General features: G+C 46.1%; 22 protein-coding genes. 15 read left to right on the top strand and 7 right to left on the bottom strand.

Annotated features, from left to right (window positions below):
* The first annotated feature begins 11 nt into the window (after nucleotides 1–11).
* From R7F07_RS00670 to R7F07_RS00620, 11 genes are all read left to right on the top strand, one after another.
* The gene (locus tag R7F07_RS00670; RefSeq protein WP_171342890.1) at nucleotides 12–2123 is read left to right on the top strand and encodes a protein-disulfide reductase DsbD family protein; all 2112 of its coding nucleotides are present in this window, start codon (nucleotides 12–14) and stop codon (nucleotides 2121–2123) included.
* Complete coding sequence (locus tag R7F07_RS00665; RefSeq protein ID WP_171342891.1) at nucleotides 2120–2635, top strand: protein disulfide oxidoreductase; 516 nt, start codon at nucleotides 2120–2122, stop codon at nucleotides 2633–2635. The genes R7F07_RS00670 and R7F07_RS00665 overlap by 4 nt, the downstream gene beginning before the upstream one ends.
* A gap of 162 nt (nucleotides 2636–2797) precedes the next feature.
* Complete coding sequence (locus tag R7F07_RS00660; RefSeq protein WP_171342892.1) at nucleotides 2798–3430, top strand: class I SAM-dependent DNA methyltransferase; 633 nt, start codon at nucleotides 2798–2800, stop codon at nucleotides 3428–3430.
* Nucleotides 3431–3455: 25 nt separating this feature from the next.
* Nucleotides 3456–4211: a class I SAM-dependent methyltransferase gene (locus R7F07_RS00655; RefSeq protein WP_171342893.1), complete on the top strand. Its 756-nt coding sequence runs from the start codon at nucleotides 3456–3458 to the stop codon at nucleotides 4209–4211.
* Between the two features lie 19 nt (nucleotides 4212–4230).
* Entirely contained in the window at nucleotides 4231–4656 is a 426-nt protein-coding gene (locus R7F07_RS00650) for a GNAT family N-acetyltransferase (protein WP_005486380.1), read from the top strand.
* A gap of 3 nt (nucleotides 4657–4659) precedes the next feature.
* Complete coding sequence (locus R7F07_RS00645; RefSeq protein ID WP_171342894.1) at nucleotides 4660–5220, top strand: GNAT family N-acetyltransferase; 561 nt, start codon at nucleotides 4660–4662, stop codon at nucleotides 5218–5220.
* Between the two features lie 227 nt (nucleotides 5221–5447).
* A complete protein-coding gene (locus R7F07_RS00640; RefSeq protein ID WP_005376722.1) occupies nucleotides 5448–6581 on the top strand; it encodes an efflux RND transporter periplasmic adaptor subunit in 1134 nt (377 codons plus the stop codon).
* Nucleotides 6574–7845 carry a TolC family protein gene (locus R7F07_RS00635; RefSeq protein ID WP_005376723.1) on the top strand — a complete coding sequence of 424 codons (1272 nt, stop codon included), beginning with the start codon at nucleotides 6574–6576 and terminating at the stop codon, nucleotides 7843–7845. Before R7F07_RS00640 ends, R7F07_RS00635 begins: the two co-directional genes overlap by 8 nt.
* Entirely contained in the window at nucleotides 7842–9056 is a 1215-nt protein-coding gene (locus R7F07_RS00630; protein WP_171342895.1) for an ABC transporter permease, read from the top strand. The genes R7F07_RS00635 and R7F07_RS00630 overlap by 4 nt, the downstream gene beginning before the upstream one ends.
* Nucleotides 9057–9058: 2 nt before the next feature.
* Nucleotides 9059–10342, top strand: coding sequence for an ABC transporter permease (locus tag R7F07_RS00625; protein WP_054574777.1), 1284 nt, complete (start codon nucleotides 9059–9061; stop codon nucleotides 10340–10342).
* 22 nt (nucleotides 10343–10364) lie between these two features.
* Nucleotides 10365–11069: an ABC transporter ATP-binding protein gene (locus R7F07_RS00620; RefSeq protein WP_025767247.1), complete on the top strand. Its 705-nt coding sequence runs from the start codon at nucleotides 10365–10367 to the stop codon at nucleotides 11067–11069.
* Between the two features lie 66 nt (nucleotides 11070–11135).
* On the opposite strand, the gene R7F07_RS00615 is transcribed toward R7F07_RS00620, so the two are convergent.
* Together R7F07_RS00615 and R7F07_RS00610 are read right to left on the bottom strand one after the other, a co-directional pair.
* Nucleotides 11136–11819 carry a topoisomerase I gene (locus R7F07_RS00615; protein ID WP_042523048.1) on the bottom strand — a complete coding sequence of 228 codons (684 nt, stop codon included), beginning with the start codon at nucleotides 11817–11819 and terminating at the stop codon, nucleotides 11136–11138.
* Nucleotides 11820–11894: 75 nt separating this feature from the next.
* Nucleotides 11895–12812, bottom strand: coding sequence for a leukocidin family pore-forming toxin (locus R7F07_RS00610; RefSeq protein WP_005376731.1), 918 nt, complete (start codon nucleotides 12810–12812; stop codon nucleotides 11895–11897).
* A gap of 1101 nt (nucleotides 12813–13913) precedes the next feature.
* Here R7F07_RS00610 and R7F07_RS00605 point away from each other — a divergent pair.
* Both R7F07_RS00605 and R7F07_RS00600 read left to right on the top strand, forming a co-directional pair.
* Nucleotides 13914–14888 (top strand): DUF1852 domain-containing protein, encoded by a 975-nt coding sequence (locus R7F07_RS00605; protein WP_017636059.1) that lies wholly within the window; start codon nucleotides 13914–13916, stop codon nucleotides 14886–14888.
* 30 nt (nucleotides 14889–14918) lie between these two features.
* Nucleotides 14919–15947, top strand: coding sequence for a methionine synthase (locus R7F07_RS00600; RefSeq protein WP_005376742.1), 1029 nt, complete (start codon nucleotides 14919–14921; stop codon nucleotides 15945–15947).
* Between the two features lie 1387 nt (nucleotides 15948–17334).
* On the opposite strand, the gene R7F07_RS00595 is transcribed toward R7F07_RS00600, so the two are convergent.
* Entirely contained in the window at nucleotides 17335–18354 is a 1020-nt protein-coding gene (locus tag R7F07_RS00595) for a DUF2955 domain-containing protein (protein ID WP_005376743.1), read from the bottom strand.
* Nucleotides 18355–18363: 9 nt separating this feature from the next.
* Nucleotides 18364–19428 carry an HlyD family secretion protein gene (locus R7F07_RS00590; RefSeq protein WP_005376744.1) on the bottom strand — a complete coding sequence of 355 codons (1065 nt, stop codon included), beginning with the start codon at nucleotides 19426–19428 and terminating at the stop codon, nucleotides 18364–18366.
* 99 nt (nucleotides 19429–19527) lie between these two features.
* Here R7F07_RS00590 and R7F07_RS00585 point away from each other — a divergent pair, with 99 nt between their 5' ends.
* On the top strand, nucleotides 19528–20388 hold the full coding sequence (locus tag R7F07_RS00585; protein ID WP_005376746.1) for a LysR family transcriptional regulator: 861 nt from the start codon (nucleotides 19528–19530) through the stop codon (nucleotides 20386–20388).
* A 150-nt stretch (nucleotides 20389–20538) separates the two neighbouring features.
* Nucleotides 20539–21081: a hydrolase gene (locus R7F07_RS00580; protein WP_005376747.1), complete on the top strand. Its 543-nt coding sequence runs from the start codon at nucleotides 20539–20541 to the stop codon at nucleotides 21079–21081.
* 39 nt (nucleotides 21082–21120) lie between these two features.
* On the opposite strand, the gene R7F07_RS00575 is transcribed toward R7F07_RS00580, so the two are convergent.
* The 3 genes from R7F07_RS00575 to R7F07_RS00565 form a co-directional block, all read right to left on the bottom strand.
* Nucleotides 21121–22017 carry a 1-aminocyclopropane-1-carboxylate deaminase/D-cysteine desulfhydrase gene (locus R7F07_RS00575; RefSeq protein ID WP_005376749.1) on the bottom strand — a complete coding sequence of 299 codons (897 nt, stop codon included), beginning with the start codon at nucleotides 22015–22017 and terminating at the stop codon, nucleotides 21121–21123.
* A gap of 107 nt (nucleotides 22018–22124) precedes the next feature.
* A complete protein-coding gene (locus R7F07_RS00570) occupies nucleotides 22125–23411 on the bottom strand; it encodes a sensor histidine kinase (RefSeq protein WP_005376750.1) in 1287 nt (428 codons plus the stop codon).
* Complete coding sequence (locus R7F07_RS00565; RefSeq protein ID WP_005376751.1) at nucleotides 23408–24085, bottom strand: response regulator transcription factor; 678 nt, start codon at nucleotides 24083–24085, stop codon at nucleotides 23408–23410. Before R7F07_RS00565 ends, R7F07_RS00570 begins: the two co-directional genes overlap by 4 nt.
* Between the last annotated feature and the right edge of the window lie 94 nt (nucleotides 24086–24179).

Genomic DNA, 24179 nt, shown 5'->3' with positions numbered 1-24179 from the left:
TAGGAATCACTATGAATCAAATTACTAAACTGACTCAGTTTGCGTTCATGTTTTTTATGACGCTTGCTTTGAGTTTGCTCTCTCTGAGTATTTCAGCTCAAACTACTGATACAGGTTGGCTAACCAACCCACAACATCCTCCAGTGCAAACGCGCTTTGTGCTCACTGGTCAACAAGATCCGCAAGCCAAAACAATTACTGGTTATCTGGACGTCAAGTTGGCTGGGGACTGGAAAACTTACTGGCGTTCACCTGGTGAGGGCGGCGTAGCACCATCTATTGATTGGCAAAATTCACAAAATTTATCCAAAGTGGATTGGCAATGGCCGCACCCACAAAAATTCGAACTATTAGGTATCGAGACTCTTGGGTATAAAGGCGACACTTTGTTCCCCATGACGCTGCACGTCGAAGACATGTCCAAACCTGTCACGATTGATGCGGTACTGACACTTTCTTCTTGTACGACGATTTGTGTGCTGACCGACTATCAAATTCAATTGACGTTCTTGCCTTCTGATCTAAAAGTCGATGAAGACGTGATGTTCAGTTACGCTCAAGCAGTGAGTAACGTGCCGCAGCCATCGCCGTTTATTGATGTTACTCAGGCGAGTTGGGATGCGAACCAATCGAAACTACAAATCAAGCTACAGAACAGTCAGGGTTGGCAACAACCACAAGTGCTGGTGGATGGTGTCGATGAAGCAACGCGAGACTATAGCTTCAAGCTTGAAGGAATGCATCCAGAAGGAAACATCGTCACCGCGAGCTATATCGTTGATACTTGGCTGGGCGATGTGGAGTTAGATGGTCAGTCGCTGTTTGTGACCATCAAAGACACCAATTTACTAGCAGAAGAAACCACTCAAGCAACTGCTGAGGCAATAGTTGAACCGCTGCCGAGCACGTCTCTAACGAGTGTTTTTCTATTCGCGTTGCTCGGCGGTTTAATTCTTAACATTATGCCTTGCGTTCTTCCGGTTTTGGGGATGAAGCTAAGTAGTATTGTTGCCGCTCAAGGTATCGAGCGTCGTCAAATTCGCGCTCAGTTTGTTGCCTCGTCACTTGGTATATTAACGTCGTTCTGGATTCTCGCTGGTTTTATTTTGGTGCTCAAGCTAACAGGTAATGCCATTGGTTGGGGCGTGCAATTTCAAAGCCCCTGGTTCTTAGGTTTGATGGTGTTGGTCACCACTTTGTTTGGGGCCAATATGCTGGGGCTGTTTGAAGTCCGTCTATCATCGGGTACCAATACATGGCTGGCCTCGAAAGGTGATAACTCCCTAGTTGGTCACTATGTTCAAGGTATGTTTGCCACATTGCTTGCGACGCCTTGCTCCGCGCCTTTTCTAGGAACGGCCGTGGCGTTTGCCTTGGGTGCCGACGTATTAACGTTATTTGCAACCTTTACAGCATTAGCATTGGGTATGGCACTGCCTTGGCTCTTAGTCGCTGTGTTTCCAAATATCGCGCTGAAACTACCAAAGCCTGGCTCGTGGATGAATGTCGTTAAAATAGCGTTTGGCATAATGATGCTGGCAACCAGCGTTTGGCTACTTTCATTAATGGCAAATCATGTACCTATGTTATGGATTGCACTCATCGCTGTGGTTGCTTTTGTTGTAATGATGGCAAGAGTTAAGAAAGTGTATGGTGAGAAAGCGCTTGCTGTATCCGGAACTGCGTCATTAGTGTTGATAGCTGGTGGCCTGTTACTTGGTAGTGTCACTGCCGACCAATGGGCGACACCGCTTCCTGAGGACTTAGCGTGGCAGAAGCTTTCTAACTCGGCGATTGAAGATCACGTCAATAATGGGCGAGTGGTGTTTGTGGATGTCACTGCGGATTGGTGTGTCACGTGTAAAGCGAACAAGATCGGCGTGATCTGGCAAGATCCTGTCTACTCATTGCTGCAAAGCTCTAATGTGGCGACGCTAAAAGGGGATTGGACACATCCGGACGGCTCGGTAACGGACTTTTTACGAGCTCATGGGCGTTACGGTGTGCCGTTTAACATCGTCTATGGCCCGGCGGCGCCACAAGGTATCCCGTTACCTGTGATTCTGACTGATGATGTTGTTTTAAGCGCGGTGAAACAAGCGAGTGGGGGAGCCATTCAATGAGTTCGACAAAGCAGCGTAGAACATTCCGATATTGGCTCATTCAAATCGTACAGATGGTGCTCATTGTCACCGCGATTTCTATCGCGATGGATTGGTATCGCACCAAAGATATTCCTAAACAGGAGGCTCCACCATTGAGCTCCGTATTGAGCGATGGTGAATACTTCGATGCAATCGCGCAAAGTCATGAACAACCTGTCGTTGTTTACTTTTGGGCGACTTGGTGTCCCGCTTGTAAATTTGTAAGCCCAAGCGTGAGCTGGCTGAGTGATGACTACACCGTAGTTGGCGTTTCTGGCTCGTCGGGACCGAATGAGCGTGTGGCGCAGTTTATGAGGGCAAAAGAATATCGTTTTGAAAACATAAACGATCCTTCAAGCTATATTATGCGTGAATGGAAAATTAGCGTGACCCCAACCATTTATATTTTAAGAAATGGTGAAATTTCCTCCGTCACAACTGGCGTTACCACTCCGATAGGAATACTAGCGAGAATTTGGTTAGCTCGATAACGCAATAAAAATCCGATATTCAAAATATTGAGTATCGGATTTTTTTTGTTGTCCTAAACAACCAGTCGGTCACATACCATAAAGAACTAGTCAATCAATAAGTGTCTAGATGCTTATTGCGTGTTACATTCGAGCATCGTTCTGGTTATCAAGGAGGAAACGATGAACGTAGCAAAAATGTATGATGATGTGTCGGATCGCTATCAAAAGTTGGTGGATGACAGTCACTACGTCGGTCCACGTTGGATTTCTGAGAAGTTAAAAACCTCTCCCATCGAGCAAGGCTCGGTTCTCGACCTAGCCTGTGCGACTGGCAGTATCGGACATGTCGTAAAAAGTCACTATCCAGAACTCGCCATCCATGGCTTAGACATCTCGTCCAAAATGGTTGATAAAGCGCGCCAAACTAACCTCTATCAAAGCGTCGCGGTTCATAACCTCGATGAGCCATTTTCCCCTTTGTTTGAGCAAACCTTCGACCTTATCACCGCACTTGGTTTTACTGAGTCTCTAGCCGAGCCTCAACAACTGCTGGAGTGCATTTCGCGTAAGCTAACGGTGAATGGACGATGTTTTATCAGCTTTCAATACCACGATCCGGATGGACAAGATTTGCCTCGAAATACTTATAGTGGATCGGTCGTGCATAAGGCATATACCGAAAGTGAAGTTGAGCAACTCTGTCAGCAAGCTGGGTTGGAAGTGGTTTCCTTAGAAAATGTGATTGGTTACGTATCTGGTGTTGGTTATGTGTGTCGATACTTGATGCTAGAGCTGAAAAAGTCACACCGCTGAAATAAGTAACAAACAAGGACTGTTTTTGAAAACACAGGATTTAACCGAGTTCGGGTCGGGCATTGAATACGATGCTCAATACGACCAGCATTACCATCAAGAAATTGCTTTCATCACAAGGTTAATCGAAGAAACCAATACTCGAAGTGTACTGGATGTCTGTTGTGGTTCCGGCATTGTCACGATTCCAGTCTCTGAGCAACTCAACGAAGCCATTGGCATTGATATTTCTGAAGGGATGCTCAAACACGCAAAGGACAAAGCCAAAAGTAGGAGTAACTTACGTTTTCTTCATCTCGACGCAACCCAGTTTTCGTTAGGTAAGAAGTTTGACCTAGCCATACTGACAGGGAATGCATTCCAAGCCTTTTTAAGTGACGACATGCTGGCAGGCGCACTGAGCTCAATATCAAAGCACCTAGAAAAAGGTGGGCGATTTGTCTTCGATACGCGGTTACCAACGCCAGAGAATCTAGAATTGGATCATGAGATGGCGCTGTGGCAAACCTATGTTTCTCCAACCTATGGTGAAGTGAATTATTTCGGTATGAAGGCCGAGTATGACTTGCAAACGTCCATCATGTATTTGAACAAAGAGCGCCATTTTGAAAGTGGAACGATTGAGCATTCCAGCATTGATTTAAAATATCGCCCGCTGGAAGACATAGAGGTTTTCTTTGAACAAGCGGGATTCAGAATTATAGAGAAGTACCAATCTTGGTCAGCGCATGTATTTGAGGCGAATGCCAACTCGCTTGTCTGTGTGGCTGAGAAAATATAAACCAATGTTGAGGGATACAATGCAAGGGTTTCGAATTACCACGTCGTTAGATGACATGGATTTAGACGTTATCTACCAGTTCATTTCAAACAGTTATTGGGGAAAGGGCATTCCAAGAGAACGCCTTGAGAAGTCATTGCGCCATTCGTTCTGTTTCGCGGTTTTGGATGACGAAAATCAACTCGTCGCTTTTGCTCGGTTAATTACCGATCGCACCACGTTTGCGTATCTTGCCGATGTGTTTGTAGTGGAGGCACACCGTGGTAAAGGCATCAGTAAGTGGTTGATCTCAGAAATTGTTGCTCATCCAGAACTACAAGGCTTACGCCGTATGATGCTTGCAACCCGCGATGCTCATGGGTTGTACGAACAGTTTGGGTTCACTCCTATTGCTCCAGTAGAAAACTTCATGCAAATCTGGAAACCGAATGTTTATCAGAGCTAAACCATGATGAGAGTTGAATATCAACAAGTGGCAATCAGACACCTCAAAACAACAGACGCTGCTCCTCTGTTTGAAAACTATTTAGGCGATGAGCAAGCATGCCGCTTCCTCAATCGCCAAGCCCACCAAAATGTTAATCAAACCCTTGAAGCTATCGAAAGATGGCGTGCTCAATATGATCAAAAGTCTCCCAATCTATTAGTCTTCACCATTGAAGAACTTACTTCTCAAACTCCTATAGGCTGTCTGGTGCTGATACCTGATCAAGACAGCAGTGAAATCCATTTTGGTATTTCTGCTCGCTATCAGGGAAAAGGCTATGCAACCCAAGCCTGCAAACTTGGCGTTGTTTACTTGCAAAGCTTAGGTATAACGCGCATTCGCACTGCCCCGCATATTGGCAACCACGCAAGTATTCGTGTGTTGGAGAAATGTGGCTTTATCAGCCGAGGCATTTTAAAAGCGCATGCGGTTTTTCCTGCTTTAGGACGTGAGGCGCAAGACTGTATGGATATGCGATTGGAGGATACAGAACTGCGCCATTTTGCACGTTGTTCAGAATGAAAAGGGGGGCGGTTGAAACGAGCGGTTACAGAGCTTGTTAGTCGCCATCGTAGACAGCGTCTTTGCTGAATGATTCGTCGAGATTTTTTAGTCTTTGATTGTCAGAGGCGACTGACAAAGCCTTACCAACTGTGACAACCAAACCGTTATTAAAGCAGGATATTATTCCTTCAACTTTGTGTTTTAGGAGTAGTCATTAGACTACCCAATAATTGTTGGAATAAATAATGACGAAACGTTGGCTTGTCTCCGCTGTGAGCATCGCGCTGCTCGGCGGTGGTACGTATTTCTATCTCCAATCTGCTGCTCAACCAGAATTGCTGCCTACATTGATTGTGGAAAAAGGCACGATTGAAAAACAAGCGGTGGCTGTTGGTAAAATTGTCCCTGCACACTCTGTGTCTATCAAGTCACAAATCGACGGTATCGTCGGTGAAATTTACGCGAAAGTTGGTGAAAAGGTGAAGCAAGGCCAACCGCTGATCAAAGTGCGTCCAAACCCAACTCCCCAAGCATTAACGGATGCATCGGCAGAACTCATGCGTAGTGAAGCCGATCTGGAATCCGCCAAACAAAAACTGTCCAACTTAGAAAGCTTGGTCAAGCAGGACATTATTCCAAGTAACTACGACGAATACGTAAGTGCGCGCTCGGCAGTCAAATCTGCGCAAGCGGACGTATTGCAAAAGCGCCAGAATCTCGAACTCATCCGCAGTGGCGAGGCGTCTATCGGCGATGCACGTTTAACGTCGACGATCTACGCGCCAATTGATGGCACGGTACTCAACCAGAAAGTTGAGGTCGGAGAGCCGATCATCTCGACTCAATCAAGCCAAGCCGCGACTGAAATGATGTCATTGGCCGACATGAACAGCCTGATTTTTAAAGGCAGCGTCAGTGAGCATGATGCTGCGCAGTTGTCTCCGGGAATGCCCGTTATGTTGACGGTTGCGCCTTATCCTGATGTGGCGATTTCTGGTGTGCTAACCAAAGTGGCGATTCAATCTGAGAACCTTAACTCACCAGAAGGCAACGCTTCGGCAAAAAGTTTTGATAACGGTTTTGAGGTTGAAGTGGGAGAACTCAAGATCCCACAAGATGTGTTGCTTCGTTCTGGGTTTTCGTCGACGGCTCAAATCATTCTTAAGAAGTCTGAAAACGTACTCACGCTACCGGAGCGCGCTCTGCAATTTGATGGTGACGCACCGAATGTTCTGATCCCCGATAGCTCAGAACAAGGGTTTCATAAACAACCTGTGAAACTCGGTCTGTCAGATGGCATCAATGTCGAAGTGCTTGACGGCGTGGAGCTTGATGAAGAGGTTATCGACAACAGTATGATGGGAGCGGCGCATGGTTAAACTGCAACGATCAAAAATCGCCTTTGCATTGTTGGCTGCCACACTCAGTTTGCCGACCTACGCAATTTCTATTGAACAAGCTTGGCACCAAGCAAAGCAGAACGATCCTAATTACGAAAAAGCGAAAATCGGCGTCCAGCTTGGCGAGGTTGGCGTACAGAGTAGCCGCAGTGCGTTATTGCCGGGTTTAAGTGCCAGTGCGTCAGCGGATTGGAATGAGTCCTCAAGCCATTCGAACAGTTACGGCGCTACCTTATCTCAAACTATTTGGGATAGCAGTTTGTGGTCGGAACTGGATCAAGCGAATGCCAATTATCTCAAAGCACAGTTAGAGCTATCTCAATCACATAACGAGCTTGCGCAGAAGTTGCTCACCGCTTACCTAGATGTAGCAAGCGCACAGGGCGACCTCAAATTGGCGCAGTCCAAGCTGGAGGAGGGGAAAGAACTTCTCAACATCATCGAGAAACGCTATCGAGCAGGCAAAGTGAAGTCGGTTGATGTTGAAGAGATGCGAGCGAATCAAGTTTCTGAGCAAGCAAGTATCCTCAATGCAAAAGCCGATCTCGAAGTGAAAAAAGCAGAGCTTGCGGCGTTAATCAATCAAATGCCGGAGAGTGTCGACCAAATTCGAACGGATTCTCTAATTCAGCCGCCGATGCTGGTGGACTCTCAGGAGCAATGGCTAAAGCTGGCGAAAGACAGTAGTCCAGAGCTGTTGGTCGCGGCGCAGATGGTGAAAGCGAGCGAGTTCGCGAAAGATTCAGCTAAAGGTGGATACTACCCAACCGTCAAAGGCAGTGTGGGCTACAGCGATGGTGACAATCGTTCAAACGGCGAGTTTAACGCTGGGATTAGTTTGAGTTTGCCGATTGACCTCAATGGTGCAGTGCGAGCGAAAGTGGACGAAGCATCGTTGAACATTTTAAGCGCCAAGCAAGATATGCGTAGAGTGGAAATTGATATTCAGAAACGAGTTATTCAGCAGTTTACGCAGGTCGATATCAATTGGAATCAAGTTTTAATAGCGAACGAGCTGGTTGAGTCGCGCGCCAGAGTGTTGCAAAGCAAAGAGAAACTTTACGACGCTGGCCTGCTTGAAGTGTCGGAAGTTATCAGTGCACACAACAGCTTGTTTGAGGCGAAAAACAGTCTGCAAACCAACTTGTACAGCTATTGGCGTAAGAGAATCGGCTTACTGCAAACCGCAGGGAAACTCGATGACGATACCATGGTGTTGATCTCTCGGGCTTTTCATTCATGAGCAGCCTGTTGCAGCAAACTTGGCAAACGTTGATGGCGCACCGCATGAAGAGCGTGCTAGCCATTATCGCGATTGCTTGGGGCGTGATCTCTGTGGTGGTGTTAATCGCACTTGGAGAAGGCTTTTATCGCCATCAGACCCAGTCGTTTTCATTTATGATTAACAATGTGCAAGTGGTGTTTCCGTCGAGTACCAGTAAACCGTGGCAAGGGTTACCTTCAAGACGCCAAATTGATATACCACAAGAAAAAGTCGACATGATCAAACAGTCGGGCTTCGTGCAACAGGCGTCGAGCGTTTACGCCAAATGGGATGCGAATATCACCAATCTCAAAGGACAGAACTTATCGAGTACGGTCAGCGGTATTGATATGTCTTACTTTCCTTTAATGCAACGCAAGCTGCAATCCGGTTCGAGAAACCTGTCACCAAGTGATATGGACAACCACACTCGCGTGGCGGTGTTAGGCGATCAAATTGCGCAAATGGGCGGAATCCAAATCGGGGATAGGCTCAAAGTTAACGGCATTCCGTTTTTGGTGATTGGGATAACCGTCGGTGAGGACACTGGCATTTCATTCGGCGATAGCCGCACGGTTTTCATTCCTCAAACAACGTACCGCGATTTGTGGGATGCGAAACCTTGGATGGTATTGATGAAGCCGAGAGACGGGATGGATGCACCGTCGTTTCGACAAAATATCGTGAACTTTTTCGCCAAGCAGCTTCATTTTGACCCAAGTGATAAAGATGCGGTCGAATTACCCGATTTTAGTGAAGGTGCGGCGGTCATCAGTGGAATTTTGCGTGGCATTCAGATTTTTCTCGGAGCGAGCGGTGCGATGACCATGGCGGTCGGTGCGCTTGGTGTTGCCAACATCATGTTTTTATCCGTCACTGAGCGCACGCGTGAAATCGGTGTGCGTTTGGCGATCGGGGCGACTCAAAAATCCATACTCAGTCAGTTTATTCTTGAGGGGCTTATTTTGGTAGCTGTGGGCACGGCATTAGGTCTGATGTTTTCGTATGCCGTGGTATCTGTCCTAAGCAGCATGGGATTACCGGAATGGATTGGTTTGCCTGTGATCACGCCAGATTCCATTGCTTGGTCTTTACTTGTGACGCTTATCTTGGCATTGATGGCATCGTATTTCCCAGCAAGGCGAGCATCACGTCTCACGCCAGTCATTGCTTTGAGTGCGAGGGCTTAGCCATGTTGTTACCGATGAGACAAATTTTCCAAGAAATGGCCGCAGAAAAGCTGAGACTGGGTTTGACCATTCTAGCAGTAGCGTGGGCGACCCTTTGTATCGCTGCTATGTTGGCGGTAGGTGAGGGTATTCGTCAGGGCGTATTGAAAACCGCACAAAATGGTAACGGCAACTTGATTTATTTGACCGGAGGGATGGCCACCGTCGACCACGGTGCTTTTCACCAAGGTAAGTTTCTGACACTAAAAATGGACGATTCAGAGGTTGTTCGAGCGTTACCCGATGTAAAAAGCGTTGCGCCAACGGCGAAGTGGAAAGAGCGCATCACCGTTGGTGACAGAAGCTCGTGGCAAGAGCCGTTAGCGGTCACGAGCGAGTTTCAATCCATGACCAATTTGGTGCCGATGGCGGGGGGACGATGGTTAAACCCACTCGATCAAAAAGAGACGCGCAAAGTCGTTGTACTGGGTTATGAACTGGCAGCCGACTTATTCAACCCTAATGAGGACTTTAGTTGGTTTGCGACAGTCACATTGCAAGTCAACCCTGTGGGGAAAAAGGTAAAAATCGGCAATGAGGAGTTCATTGTTGTGGGCGTATTGGAGAAAAACAGCGCCCAAATAGAACTGGGGGATCTTATCAACTATTCCAGCTTTGTGCCGTTAGCGACGTGGAAGCGATTTCATGTCAACGGTGAAATTGGTGGCATCAATGTGCAGCCACAAGCGGATGTAGACCGAGAAGCCTTAGCAAAGACGATCAGGCAAGTGATTGCCCGTAAACACGGGGCAAGTGTCAGTGATGAACAGGTCGTCCAAGTCGATGATATGTTCCTTAAGCAAAAGAGTATGCAGCAGTTTCTGATAGGTTTGCAGAGTTTCCTTGGCATTATCGGCTTCGTGACGTTAGCTGTTGCTGGTGTTGGCATCGCCAATGTGATGTATGCCACCGTAAAGCGATCTACGCGTGATATCGGTGTGCGCATGGCAGTCGGTGCAACACCAACGGCTATTCGCATGCACTATTTAGTACAGTCTTTATTGACAATGATGATGGGGGGGGCGTTTGGGTTAGCCGTTACGTACGCGCTGGTGTCTGCCATCAGTTCCATTCCTTTAGAGGGCAATGCTTTTTATGAACAACTGGGTAAACCTGTCCCTGAGTTGTCGTGGGTCGTTGTCGCGATTGTCATCCTCACCTTAGTGATCATTGGTGTGGCATCTGCATGGTTACCTGCAAACCGAGCCGCAAAAGTCAGCCCGTTGGAGGCGCTACAAAGTGAATAACAACAATAACTCTGGAAAGAACATGTCGAACAAGCCACTTGTTGAGCTGACCAACATCTGCAAATACTACTCAAGCGGAGAGGCGGAAGTTCGCGCGCTAGACGGCGTTGACTTAACCATTAATCAAGGCGAGTTTCTTTCGATTCTTGGCCCGTCCGGTTCAGGCAAATCAACGTTGATGAACATGCTCGGCTGTTTAGACAAGCCCACCGATGGCAAGTACCAACTTGGCGGCCAAAACGTCGCAAGTTTAAGTGCGAATGAGTTGGCTGGCATTCGTAACCAAAAGATCGGGTTTGTCTTCCAAAGCTTTAACTTATTGGAATACGCGACGGCGCTTGATAACGTGGCACTGCCGTTGGTTTACTCTGGCATCAAAGCCAAAGAACGTCGCCAGCGCGCAGCTAAATTGCTAGAGCAAGTCGGGCTAGGGGATCGTTTAGACCATAAACCAAACCAGCTTTCTGGTGGTCAAAAGCAGAGAGTTGCTATCGCCAGAGCCTTGGTCAACGATCCGCAAATCATCTTAGCGGATGAACCAACGGGTGCATTGGATTCAAAATCCGGCGCAGAGATTGAAGCATTGTTCAATCAACTTCACGCTGAAGGCAGAACATTGATCATCGTGACGCACGATAACGCTCTGGCAGAGCGCACTAAACGCATCATCACCATCAAAGACGGCAAGGTAATTTCGGATAGGGTGCCGGTAAGTAGGGAGAAATGAGCTTTTCTTAATTGAGAACTGAGTTTTAAGGGAAATAGCGATACAGAGGCTATCTCCCTTTACTTTTTATTCGCGATGTTCGTTTTGTCTCTCTTTTATCAAGTCATGCTTTTGTTCTTTAAGTAGAGTGATTGCGAGCTTAGTGTCCTCAATCAATTTACTGTTATCGTTGAGATCTTTGCTCTTCAAAGGCAAAACTAGATAATGAATGCTGCCATCTGCATTCTGTACTCCGGTAGCGATGATGACATCACCTTCAGACGCCGTACCAAAATACTCTGATACGACTTTGGTTTCGCTGACACCGTAGCTATCCAAATAGGATGACTCCGTATTGTCAAACAAGATAGGAACCCCTTGCCTAGCTAATGTTCGCAATTGTTTTTGCTTTTGCTCGTCGAATGGATAGTCGGTCGTACTGATGTAACTTACCTGTTCAGCTTCAATAAAATCGTACAGTTCATTGCTCAGTTCATTTAATGGGGCAGATATCCAAGGTGTAGCTGGAATGACGTCGGAAGTATCATCATTGCCACTTTGTGGTGTTGGAGTGGTAACCACCTTTTGAGCAGCATCGCTCTCAGGAGGCGTTACACTTATTGTAGCAGCGTCTTCTGTCTTGATTTGCTCGTCAAGGCTTGCAACAGGTTCGGTCTGGGCATTCTTGTTATTTGAATTAATCAGAAATATGGCGAGTACTGCACCAAGTGCCAGCACCGATCCAGTCAAGAGTTTTTTGTTACTTGTCATGTGTCATGTCTTACCGTTTATTTCATTAGTAAATACGGCGGCCACTTATTTATTCCGTGGCCGCAGGCTAATAAGTTAGTGGTAGAGATCGTCATTCCAAGAGATAGTTACGGCTCGGCTAGTCTCTGTCCATTGACTGCTATCACGATTTTTCTTCCAGGTATTTTCTGGAGTGGTATACCAGCTACACCAGTCGCGACCAAAGTAGTAATTGGTTTTTCGCCAACCAGCAACCAGCTTGACCTCTGATGTATCTAGGCCATCTTGAATGTCATTTTTTCTATATACGACGCCGACTTGTGGTTTAAAGTCTGAACGCATAACGACAGGTAACTCATTGTAATCAATCAAATTACCCATGTCACAACTGGTCCAGCGATACAATAACCAGTCTTTAGCTGGCGTATTATGGCGGATAGTCTTGTTTTCAATTAACCAATTAATGCTTTCGTTAGCTTGGTTAAAATCGGCAACCGTTTGAAACTCTGGCTGGTCGTACGTTACACGGTTGCTCCAGGAGATTCCCCCACTAATATTTGGAGAAGTAGAAGCACTGAATCCAAGGTTAAAATCTAGCGACTCACTGACAGATGCCGTTGCAATGGTGTTTTCTGGAGCATGGCTCATGTGGCGTAAAGGGGCGCCATTTAAATAGCTCAGTGCCAGCTTAAAAGCCGTTGGAACGGTGTAACGGTAATCTCCCCCAGTAGCAAAACCATAGATTTGTTCTTTGTTTGGAACATTAGTCATGTCGAAGCCAGAACCGCCATTTAGGATCAACTTGGCTTCTTTAGCGCCATTTGGTAGCAAAGATTGGTTCCAGACATTTTCTAAAGAATAAATTAAGCGGATTTTTTTCGAGCGTGCATCACCATCATCAAGCTGAAGCAATGTCGAAGTGTAAGATTTCAATGTATCTTCAGCATGTGCTGGTGCTAAAGAACCAAGTAAAGCGAGTGCGATAATACTCGCGGAAAGATGCTGTTTTTCCATTATTTTTTCCTATTAGTCAGCCCATAAAGACTTTTGTTTTAAACCATCTTGATGGGCACTTTATAATTATGGACAGGTTATAAATTCAAGCTCAATAAATGAGCGGTGAAATAGTGCATCTTGTTTTTTATTAAAAAAAGAAAAAGGATAGATTCGTGGGATTAATGTCTCATAGTTTTTAAATTCACCACTCAACTATAATAAATAAGAATTTGGTTATTAAGTCTTGTCTTTTTAAGTTATTGCTTAATTTTAATTTTCTAATGTTGTGTTGAGATTTTCTATTGATAAAAGTTAATTTTATAAATGTTAGCCATGTTATTTTTAGGGTTTTTGTTATACCAAATTAAGTAAAGTATCGTTATGTGGTTATCTCGGGTTTATGGGTTTAATTCAAATTAAAACAGAGGTTTATGTTTTTTTTTGTTATTATTTTTTAGAGCTTAATGTAATAGTTTAGTGATAAAGTCCGTCAATGAAGTTGCCATGTTCGTGTATGAAGTTATATGTGCTTTTACAGCAGGAAATTAAACTTTACGTTTAAGATGGTAAAGATAGAAAAAGAAATAAATAAGATTATTAAATAATCATGTTTCGAGAATACAAAATGTAACGTACTTCTAATTAAACGAATGCTTGAATAAACGATGGAGTGTGAAAAGTGCTATTTAAGTTACGCTGTCCTATATTCCAGTTGGTGCCTTGTTCATACAATGCGTTTTCTCGGCTTAAACTGGTTTATGTACTGCTAATCTCTTATCCGTTTCTTAATTACACATATTGGCAATATGCTCGCCAAGTTACGTGTATTGGTGTCAATGAAAAACAGTATCTACGATAGCTCTCTCAGGGTTGGAACTGCCACTATGAATTTCCTTCATGTTCAATGTGAAACAATACCAATATTACTCAACTCGTGAAGCAAGTATAAAAAAAGGACTGCTCTGGTGTTAGGCACTGCGACGGTCGTTTTTTGTACGAACCGTTCGTCGTAAGTGCTGTGCAACCTAACGATTGGGAAAACCAAAAAACAAAAAATGTCCCCATGCACAGAGTTAGGAAAAGTCTGCTTTATCTAAGGAAATAGGATACCAACTCACGATGAATAACGATTTCACATTTGCTATCAAAAGCATTCGCTTTGATGAGAATTACCAACCATCAGACAACACGCGAATCACTACCAACTTTGCTAATCTGGCTCGCGGAAACTACCGCCGAGAGAATCTGCGCAATGCGCTCCGAATGATCGACAATCGTTTTAATGCGTTGGCATATTGGGATAATGCTCAAGGTGACCGCTACTCTGTTGAGCTTGAAATCATCTCCGTTGATATGGATATCCAAGGCAGTGGCGAAGCCTTCCCATCGATTGAAGTGCTCAAAACTAACATTGTTGATCACAACACTAACGAGCGCATCGAAGGCATTGTGGGCAATAACTTCTCTTCATACGTTCGTGATTACGACTTTAGCGTTTTGCTGTTGGACCACAACAAAAACCAGCCACAGTTCAGCATCCCAGCGAACTTCGGTGATTTGCATGGCAAACTGTTCAAAGCTTTCGTTAATTCTGAGTCTTATAAACAGCATTTCAAAAAGCTGCCAGTGATTTGTCTGAGTGTATCGGACAACAAGGTATATCGACGCACCGAAAACCAACATCCTGTTTTGGGCTTTGAATATCAGCCGAACGAATCTTCGTTGACGGAGCAATACTTCAAAAAGATGGGCTTACAGGTGCGCTACTTTATGCCGCCAAACAGTGTTGCACCATTGGCATTCTACTTCTTCGGTGACTTGTTGAACGATTATTCAAACCTAGAGCTTATCAGCACGATAAGCACGATGGAGACATTCCAGAAGATTTACCGACCTGAGATTTACAATGCCAACGCGGTTGCCGGTAATTGCTACCAGCCAAACTTAAAAAACCTAGACCACTCGCTAACTCAAATCGTTTACGACCGAGAAGAGCGCAGCCAACTGGCGATTGAACAAGGGAAATTTGCCGAGGAGCATTTCATCAAACCTTATCAATCTGTGCTTGAACAATGGTCTGCAAATTACGCGTAAAAGATAACGAGAATCTAGAAAGGAATGACGATGAAAACACTATTACCGACTTCAACGGCTGGCAGCTTACCGAAACCTTCTTGGCTGGCCGAACCAGAAAAACTTTGGTCACCGTGGAAACTGCAAGGTGAAGAACTGATTGATGGCAAACGCGATGCGCTACGTGTCGCTTTGCAAGAACAAGAACTGGCAGGCGTTGATATCGTCAGTGATGGCGAGCAAACTCGGCAACATTTTGTGACGACCTTCATTGAGCATTTAAGCGGCGTAGATTTTGAAAACCGCAAAACGGTGACTATTCGCAACCGTTATGAAGCAAGTGTTCCGACTGTGGTTGGCCCAGTAAGCCGCACAAAGCCCGTGTTTGTTGAAGATGCCAAGTTCTTGCGTCAGCAAACTAAGCAACCTATCAAGTGGGCGCTTCCAGGCCCTATGACGATGATCGACACACTTTATGATGATCATTACGGTAGCCGTGAAAAGCTGGCTTGGGAATTTGCAAAAATCCTCAACCAAGAAGCGAAAGAGCTTGAAGCGGCAGGTGTCGATATCATTCAGTTTGATGAGCCTGCGTTTAATGTGTTTTTCGATGATGTGAACGAGTGGGGCATTGCGTGTTTAGAGCGTGCGATTGAAGGGCTGAAATGTGAAACTGCAGTGCACATCTGCTATGGCTACGGCATCAAAGCGAACACGGATTGGAAGCAAACGCTAGGCACTGAATGGCGACAATACGAAGAAGTATTCCCTAAATTGCAGCAGTCAAATATCGATATTATCTCGCTTGAGTGTCATAACTCGCGAGTGCCTATTGAGTTGCTTGAGTTGATTCGCGGTAAGAAGGTGATGGTTGGTGCGATTGATGTCGCTACTAACGAAATTGAAACGCCAGAAGAAGTAGCGAAAACATTGCGAGAGGCGTTGAAGTACGTTGATGCCGACAAGCTTTACCCATGTACCAACTGCGGTATGGCACCTTTGTCTCGTGAAGTATCGACCGCTAAGCTCAATGCGTTAAGTGCGGGTGCGGAGATCATTCGTAAAGAGTTGGTGGGTTGATATTAATACTTAGGCTCCGCGCCATGAACTAAAATTAGGGTCAATCTAGCGAGTTTAAATGAGACTAGGAATCGGTTTACTGCTCGCTAGGAAATAGCGATAACTTCCGCACTTCAAAGCTCTCGGTGGGGAGCTCCTGAATCACGCTCGTCCCTCGCTGTTCAGGATGACGGATGTTGGAAGATATATTGCTCGCCACAACCCTAGGTATTGGAGCAGCTTCAAGATAGGGTCTTTCCGGCGAGTTAAAACGAGACTAGGAATCGGGTTACAGCTCGCTAGGAAATGACGATAACTTTCGCACTTCAAAGTACTCGGTGGGTAGATCCTGAATCACGCTCGTCCCTCGTTGTTCAGGATGACGGATGTTGGAAGATACATTGCTCGCCACAACCCTAGGTATTGGATCTGCTCCAAGAGAGGGTCATTCCAGCGAGTCTAGACGAGACTGGGAATCGGGTTACAGCTCGCTAGGAAATAGCGATAACTTTCGCACTTCAAAGCTCTCGGTGGGTAGATCCTGAATCACGCTCGTCCCTCGCTGTTCAGGATGACGGATGTTGGAAGATACATTGCTCGCCATCCCTCAGGTATTAGAGCAGCTCTAAGGTAGGGTCATTCCAGCGAGTCTAGACGAGACTAGGAATCTGATTACAGCACGCTAGGAAATAGCGATAACTTTCGCACTTCAAAGCACTCGGTGGGTAGATCCTGAATCACGTTCGTCCTTCGCTGTTCAGGATGACGGATGTTAAGAGATACGTTACTCACCTACCCAACTATTTGGCTTGTATTCAAATTTGGGTCATTCCAGCGAGTCTAGACGAGACTAGGAATCTACTAACAACTCACTGGAAAATGGCGATAACCTCAGAACTTCACAGCACTCGGTGAGTCGATCCTGAACCACGCTCGTTCCTCGATGTTCAGGGTGACGGATGTTGGAAGATACGTTACTCACATACCCAATTATTTGGCTTGTATTCAATTTTGGGTCATTCCAGCGAGTTTAAGTGAGACTAGGAATCGGGTTACTGCTCGCTAGGAAATGACGATAACTTTCGCACTTCAAAGCAGTCGGTGAGTAGATCCTGAACCACGCTCGTCCCTCGCTGTTCAGGATGACGGATGTTAAGAGATACGTTACTCACATACCCAACTATTTGGCTTGTATTCAAATTTTGGTCATTCCAGCGAGTCTAGACGAGACTAGGAATCTACTAACAACTCACTGGAAAATGGCGATAACCTTAGAACTTTACAGCACTCGGTGAGTAGATCCTGAACCACGCTCGTTCCTCAATGTTCAGGGTGACCGTTTTAAATAAAAATGCCGCTCACAGTAAAGTGAGCGACATACATTTCCCGTTTCCAGCCTCGGCCAGATTTAATTCAACTCCACGTTCTTCATCTCAGGATGCTTTAGCAATATCACACGAATCCAGTGATGCACCACCCACATCACCATCGCGGTGAGCAGAACAGCAACGAAAATCGAGCTGAAACGGTACAAGATCGAAAAGAACGCGTCTTTTTGTTCTGGCACCAATGAAGTCGTCAGCGGAACCGATAGGGCAGACATGGCAGAAAACGCGATAGCCGCTTTAATTTGTCCCTTGGTGAGCCACAAGCAGAATGGCCCCATCGCAATGGTAAAGGCGAGCCAAAAGAGTAGCCCATGCCCATACCAACTGCCCAATATGAGCTGAACAGCCATCCCTGCGATGCAGCCTAGTGCGGTGCCGATGATGCGAATTTTTGCCATGGCGAGCGAGCCCGCTAAAGTCATTGGGGTTAGGATGATCAAAATGGAAGCTTGTGCGGATAGCGAGTCATATAAGTCTGCTACTTGGAATACGATAAATGCCGCCATCGCCACTACCCAACCCATGGCAACTTGGCTGATGTAGTCAATATCGCTTTTCACGGGGGTCGATATCTCAATGTGTTCGGCGGAGGATTTTGGCTCCGGGAACAACCAATACGCGAATGCGCAAACAAAAATATTGCTGAACGCCATCACCCACATGTTGACGTTGAACTCTTCAATATCCATGAAGTTATAGCTGGCAAAATTCAACACAATTGAACCCACCAACAGCCCCATGTAACCAAACAAATAGGTTTTCTGGTTCATCATTGCAATGCACTTGAACAGCATCATGATTCCGACGGCAACGGTCATTAATGTTGGATGAAACTGCAAGTATTCCAGCAAAAATGTGGCTTGTATGGTTGTCCACACCGCAGAGAAAAACACGATCAATAAAGCCGAAATATTAAAGTTGTCCATTCTGCCCAATATAAACAGCGGCATCATGATGGCAAAAAATCCGTAAGACCAACCGAAGATCATGCTTAGCGCGAGCCCTAAAGAGCAGCCGAACCAAATTCGTAAGGTTTTCATTGTCGCCGCCTAGTAAATGAAGTGGAACCAGCTTGCGAGGTGAATCTGTGCTTGCGCCATCAACTGCCAGAAAATGCTGTTGTCTGGGTACAAAACAATGGTAGCGCGAGAGCCGACAAACAGTGCTGGTGGTAACTCTTCGCTGCTGGTTAGGTTCACTCGTGTACGCTGCGCATCACGTACCCAGCGGTTGTTCACTTCCACTTTGGTCAGTGCGCCATTAGGCGTTTGTTGTGCGGCTGCTACACCGTAATCGCGGCTAGCTAAATCAAAGTCGTACACCGAACCTGGGTTGGCATCAAATGTGACCAAGGCGTGGAAAGTCTTGTCTACGTTCGCGACGGACTTTTCACGAAAATCAGCGGCTACCCAGAGTGATCCTGTTGGTACAAACGTCAGCAATGGCATGTTGGTGTTTGCCATCGTGCCAACTTCTAGTTGCAGGTTGGTCACGACACCATCACTGGGAGCGAGTACCGCGGTATTTGCCAAATCAAGTTGCGCCTTTTCGATGCCGTTTTTGGCAATTCGAACGGCGGTGCTTTGACCTTTTTGATCGCCTAATTGCGCCTCAATGACTTTTAAGTTTTGTCGTTCCGCTTTAAGCGCTGCACGTGATACCTGATTTTGGGCAAAGGCATTATCGAGTGTCGATTGAGAGATGACTTTCTGCTTCGATAGTGTCAGTAAGCGGTTGTACTCGCGGTGTGCATTATCAAATGTCGCTTGTGCGCGGGCAATATTGGCAAGAGCGGCTTCGCGTTGAGAATACAGCGTTGCTTCTTTTTCATAAGCGGATTGCAGAGACAGCTCCGCCTGTTCAAGTGCTATCTTGTATTTACGATCATCAATCGTAAACAACACATCGCCTTTTTGAACGGACTGGTTATTCTCGATGAGAACGTCGGTCACTTTACCAGATACCTCGGGCGCGACTTGGACAACGTATCCTTGTACTCGTCCTTCGGTCGTTAAGGGGGCGTGGCGGTCAGCAATGATAATGTACAAAAATAGTACGATGAACAGGACAATCAAAGTTCGCATCCAGTGTTTAAATTTTTGGTCAGCCGTCATTACAAGTTCCGTTAAACATATTGGATAGCGGATTATAGAGAAGTCACTCACAATTCAGTAGAATGATAATACGAACATGAATGACCTAAAAATAGGACAATGAACGTTAGTTTTGATGATATTTACCTATTCACTCAGACGGTGGTTCACGGCGGTATAAGTGCAGCGGCAGAGGCGAATCAACTACAACGCTCAAAAGTGAGTCGTCGCCTGCAAGAATTAGAGAAATCGCTCGGGGTACAGCTTTTGATCCGCACAACACGCAGCATTGAGTTGACGGAGCACGGGAAACGCTTGTTTGAGTTGGTGGGGCAGCCTATTGACCATATTCAGCAAGGTTTAAATGCCATGCACGAATATCAACAAGAGCTGACGGGCAAGGTGCGTTTAGCCATTCCTTCCGCATTGATGAGCTCTGCCGCGTTTAACGCGATCATCACCGAGTACACAACGCGGTATCCGGAGATTTCGGTCGAGATTGAAAACCATCAAGAGAGTGTCGATCTTAAGCGTCAATCGTTTGATTTACAGCTTCTTCCGAGCGTGGTCAAAGTCACCGATGACAGCTATGTGCAGTTCAGTCTTTTGCCTTATCGTAGTCACTTTGTTGCGTCAAAAGCCTATCTAGAATCGCATCCGCCAGTAAAAACGGTGGAAGATCTTAAGCAGCATCGCCTTTTAACTAATCGTTACAATGCCGATTTGCTCGATTCAGATCTGCATGTGGCGTTGCGCTCGGACGACCTCAACTTGCTGCGCTCGATGGCGATAGCAGGAAACGGCATCGCGTTTATTCCTCAAATTCATTCCAAGCCTGCACTGAGAGACGGTTTGTTGGTCGAGGTGCTGCCTCAATTCGCGCATCCGAAGCAGCATCTTACTCTGATTTATCCCTCGGCCTTATTTCTGCCCAATAAAGTCAAAGCCTTGATTGAACTAATTCGAGAGAAATTTAAATAGTCAGTTCAAACCACCCTTACCTAAGGGCAAATGTGTGAGCGAAGGTCATCTTTCTAGGTTTTATTGCTCTAACATGAAAGGGTTCTGATACATTAACTGTTGCTCAACTTGTTGAGTATGGTTTGTGGTCGCACAAGATAGGAGATGGAAATGTTATCGAAAGGAAACACGGGCCTGATTGTGGTGGATGTTCAGGGCAAACTCGCTACATTAATGCATGAAAGCGACGCACTGATTGAAAATATCACGAAACTGGTAAAGGGTGCCAAAGCACTAGATTTGCCTATTCTGTGGATAGAACAGAATCCAGAAAGGTTGGGCCCAACCGCGGAGCCGATTCGTGAAGTGCTTGAAAGCACGCATTTACCTATTACCAAGTACACGTTTGATGGTTGCAAAGAGGCGACATTTAAGGTCGCGGTGGAGAACGCGAAAGTTGATACCTGGTTGGTTTGCGGTATTGAATCCCACATTTGCGTCTATCAAACCGCGGTTTCTCTGCGCCAGTCCGGTTATCGCGTTGAATTAGTCACGGATTGTGTATCTTCCCGAACCGCTGCCAATAAAGCGCTCGCTCTTGCGAAGTTAACCGCTAACGGTGTGGTGCTCACTGGGCTAGAAATGTGTTTGTATGAAATGGTCGAAGATTGCCGAGCACCTGAATTCAAAGAAATTCTGGCGCTCATCAAATAGTGTAATCACTGGAATCAACAACAACTTTATCTGAACACGCTATTCAAATTCTCGTTGATATCTTGGCAACATCGACTCGTTGCCAAGTAACCCGCCTTGGTGAATGTAAATCACCGTTTTATCTGTGTTCTCTTCCAACCAAGGGGTGAGGCATTGCCACATATACGGGTCGTATAACAGGTCAAATTCGAGGTCGGTTTGCTCAAAGAGTGCTTTCCATGTGATGTAATCTTCTTCGTACAAGCGACCAAAATGGTGTTTGTTGCGGATGGTTAAAATGGTTGGGTGGCTGTTTTCACAGAGCTGGTTGAACTGCTCAGTTAAGTAATCTGCATCGCCTACGCAAGGGCAAGTTAGCACTTCTATGCCGTGTGGGCTTAAATGTTTATGAAGATATAAAGCGGTCGTGCCAGTGCCTGATGGCAGGGCGACGGTAAACTGTTCTTTACCTCTCAATCGCGTCCAATCAAGAATTTCTCGTGCTAACTGTTTGATGCCAGCTTCAGCGAGGTGGGAACGTCCACCCTCTGGAATAAGCAATGTCGACTCATCTAATCTTCGTACCTGGTGGATGTATTCACTAGGGTGGAGTTCGCTACCGATGTCTTGCATGGCGGTGATTTTCATACCCAAATCGAGAGCGCCGCGATAGTTTCCGATGGGGGAGCTTTTTAGCCAAGATGGAATGTGATGAACATAAAACTCAAATGCCCAACCTTTAATCTGGGCGAGAGCCGCTAGCGAATACATCGCGTTGGATTGAGCAGAGCCGTAACTGATGAGGGTTTTGATGTCGCTGTTTTGCGTTTCCATCAACGCCATAAACTTACGTGCTTTGTTCCCAGAAAAGTGAGAATGCAGCATGTCATCACGCTTAAGAAAAAACGTATGACCGTTGAAGTTGTGTTGAGTTATCGGGCTTTCAGAGAGTTTCATGTGACTGCTGACGTGTCCAACCACGCGACCTTGCCGTTAAAAAGGGCGCGTAGTGTAACGCCATTAAACCCAGATAAAAAGTCTGTGTTTCAGTACAACCATTTCGGTTATTCCTGATGCTCTGACGCAAGATCAATCACCGCCTCACAGCCACCTTCTGGATGTGTACCAATCTTAAACTGCCAGCCATAGCGTTGGCACAAATCGTCCACAATCATCAAACCTAATCCGTGCCCATCAGAATGCGGAATGGTTGAAAAGCCTTCACCTTCATCGCGCACCGAGATGGTGTTCTCATCCATATTGATATGAATTGATCCCGATGGTGTCGCGGCGATGCCGTTGCGAATCAGGTTGCCAAGAATAATGGTTAGCACTGCATTGGTCGCGCGCGTTCTTGGGTTGCCGTCTATCTGTACATCAAAGCTAAGTGCTTTCTCATCGGCCTGAGCTTGGCTTTGGAAGATGATTTGGTTGAGTTCTTCTTCGGTGATGTTGCGTACTGGTGAGTCATCTGCATTACGCTCGTAACGCACTAAGCCGAGTAGGGCATCCACCATGGTCGACATCTGCTGCGTTGCATCCTGAATTCGGTTCACTTGGCGGGTCTGGAAATCCGTATTCGCACTTCTCGCCAGTAAGCTGCTTGAGCCTTTCATTACGGTTAACGGTGTACGCAGTTCATGGCTTGCGTATCGTGCAAAGGCTTGCTCACGCTTGATGACTTGGTTGATTTTGTGGCGGTACTCATTCAATTCATCCGCAAGGGTTTGGAACTCTTTGGCCGAGCCCTCGGGCACACTAAAAGTCTGTGTGGCATCGCCTTGGTGGTGATCGAGTTGAGTTTTAAGCGCATTGACGGGTTCAATTAAGCGCTGTGACAAACGCAGCAACAGGCTACCAAACAGGAACACCAGCACGGCGACAATCGATAACACCATAGCGACGACGAGAATGAATTCCTCTGAGGTGATCTCGATTTCATCAATCAAGGAAACCAGAATCACGGGATGTTCAACGCCTTTGTAGGTGTAAGTACTCATGTAAACCATGCGCGAGTATTCACCGTCTTCTACTTCATCAAGAAAGTGCTTTTGACCTATTAGGTATTTTTGGTAGCGCTCGGCAACCAATGAGATGTCGTTGTATGCGGTAGTGAGCAGGTCAAGCTGAATACTGCCTTGCTCTGGATGAGACTGGAAATGTTCAATCGCTTCTTTTTTGTCGACCATAATACGACGCTCGCCCACGCGGTCTTCAGACCAAAGCAGGGAGCCAGTAATCAACAAAAAGCAGAAGATGCCAATCACGACCGACACAAAAGAGAAAAACAGAGCGAGTCGCCCTGTCATACTTTGTGTGCTTTGCGTGCTAGCAAGTAAGCGATTGATCATGCACTTGTCTCCAAGCGGAAGCCAACTTTCGGTACGGTGATCAGCACATGTTGTTCAAATGGCTTATCAAGTTGGTTACGCAGTTGGTAAATGTGGCTTCGCAGAACGTCGTTGTTCGGCTCGTTCTCTTGCCACAGTTGGAAGGCGATTTCTTCACGTGTCACCACGTCTGGCGCGCTTTTCACAAGCATTTCCAGAATGGTGTAAGTGGTAGGGTTTAGCGCCAACAGTTTATTTTGGCGGTAAGCTTTACGCGTTTTTTGGTCGATAGAGACTTCGCCATATTCCAACTTACTCGATGCGACAGTGCCACGGTAACGTCGGATCAGCGCCATCATACGCGCTTCTAGAATATCCAAGTCGAAAGGTTTGGTCAGATAGTCATCGGCGCCGTGTTGGAAGCCTTTGAGCATATCGTCACGGCTATCGAGCGCCGTCAGCATAAGTACCGGTGTGTTGTTGCCCTCGTCGCGAAGTTTATTACACATGGTCAGGCCATCCATGCGTGGCAGCATGAGGTCGAGCAAGATGATGTCGAAGGTGTTTTCCATCGCCAGTTTCAGGCCGAGCTCGCCGTTGTCTGCATAATCGAGTTCCATACCTGCACACTCAAAATAATCGAACAGCATGCCTGCGATTTCTCGATTATCTTCGACTAAAAGTACGCGTTTCATGTATTTCTCTCCAAGTGGGCAGGTGTTCGAAAATAACATTTCGTATTAACCGAACATTATTCACTAAGGACGTGAAAAAGATGTCAATAACATC

The sequence above is a fragment of the Vibrio sp. YT-16 genome (assembly GCF_033337405.1).
GTDB classification, from domain to species: Bacteria; Pseudomonadota; Gammaproteobacteria; order Enterobacterales; family Vibrionaceae; genus Vibrio; species Vibrio alginolyticus.
Note: the sequence above shows the minus strand (reverse complement) of the source record. Positions and strands in the feature narration are given on the sequence as shown.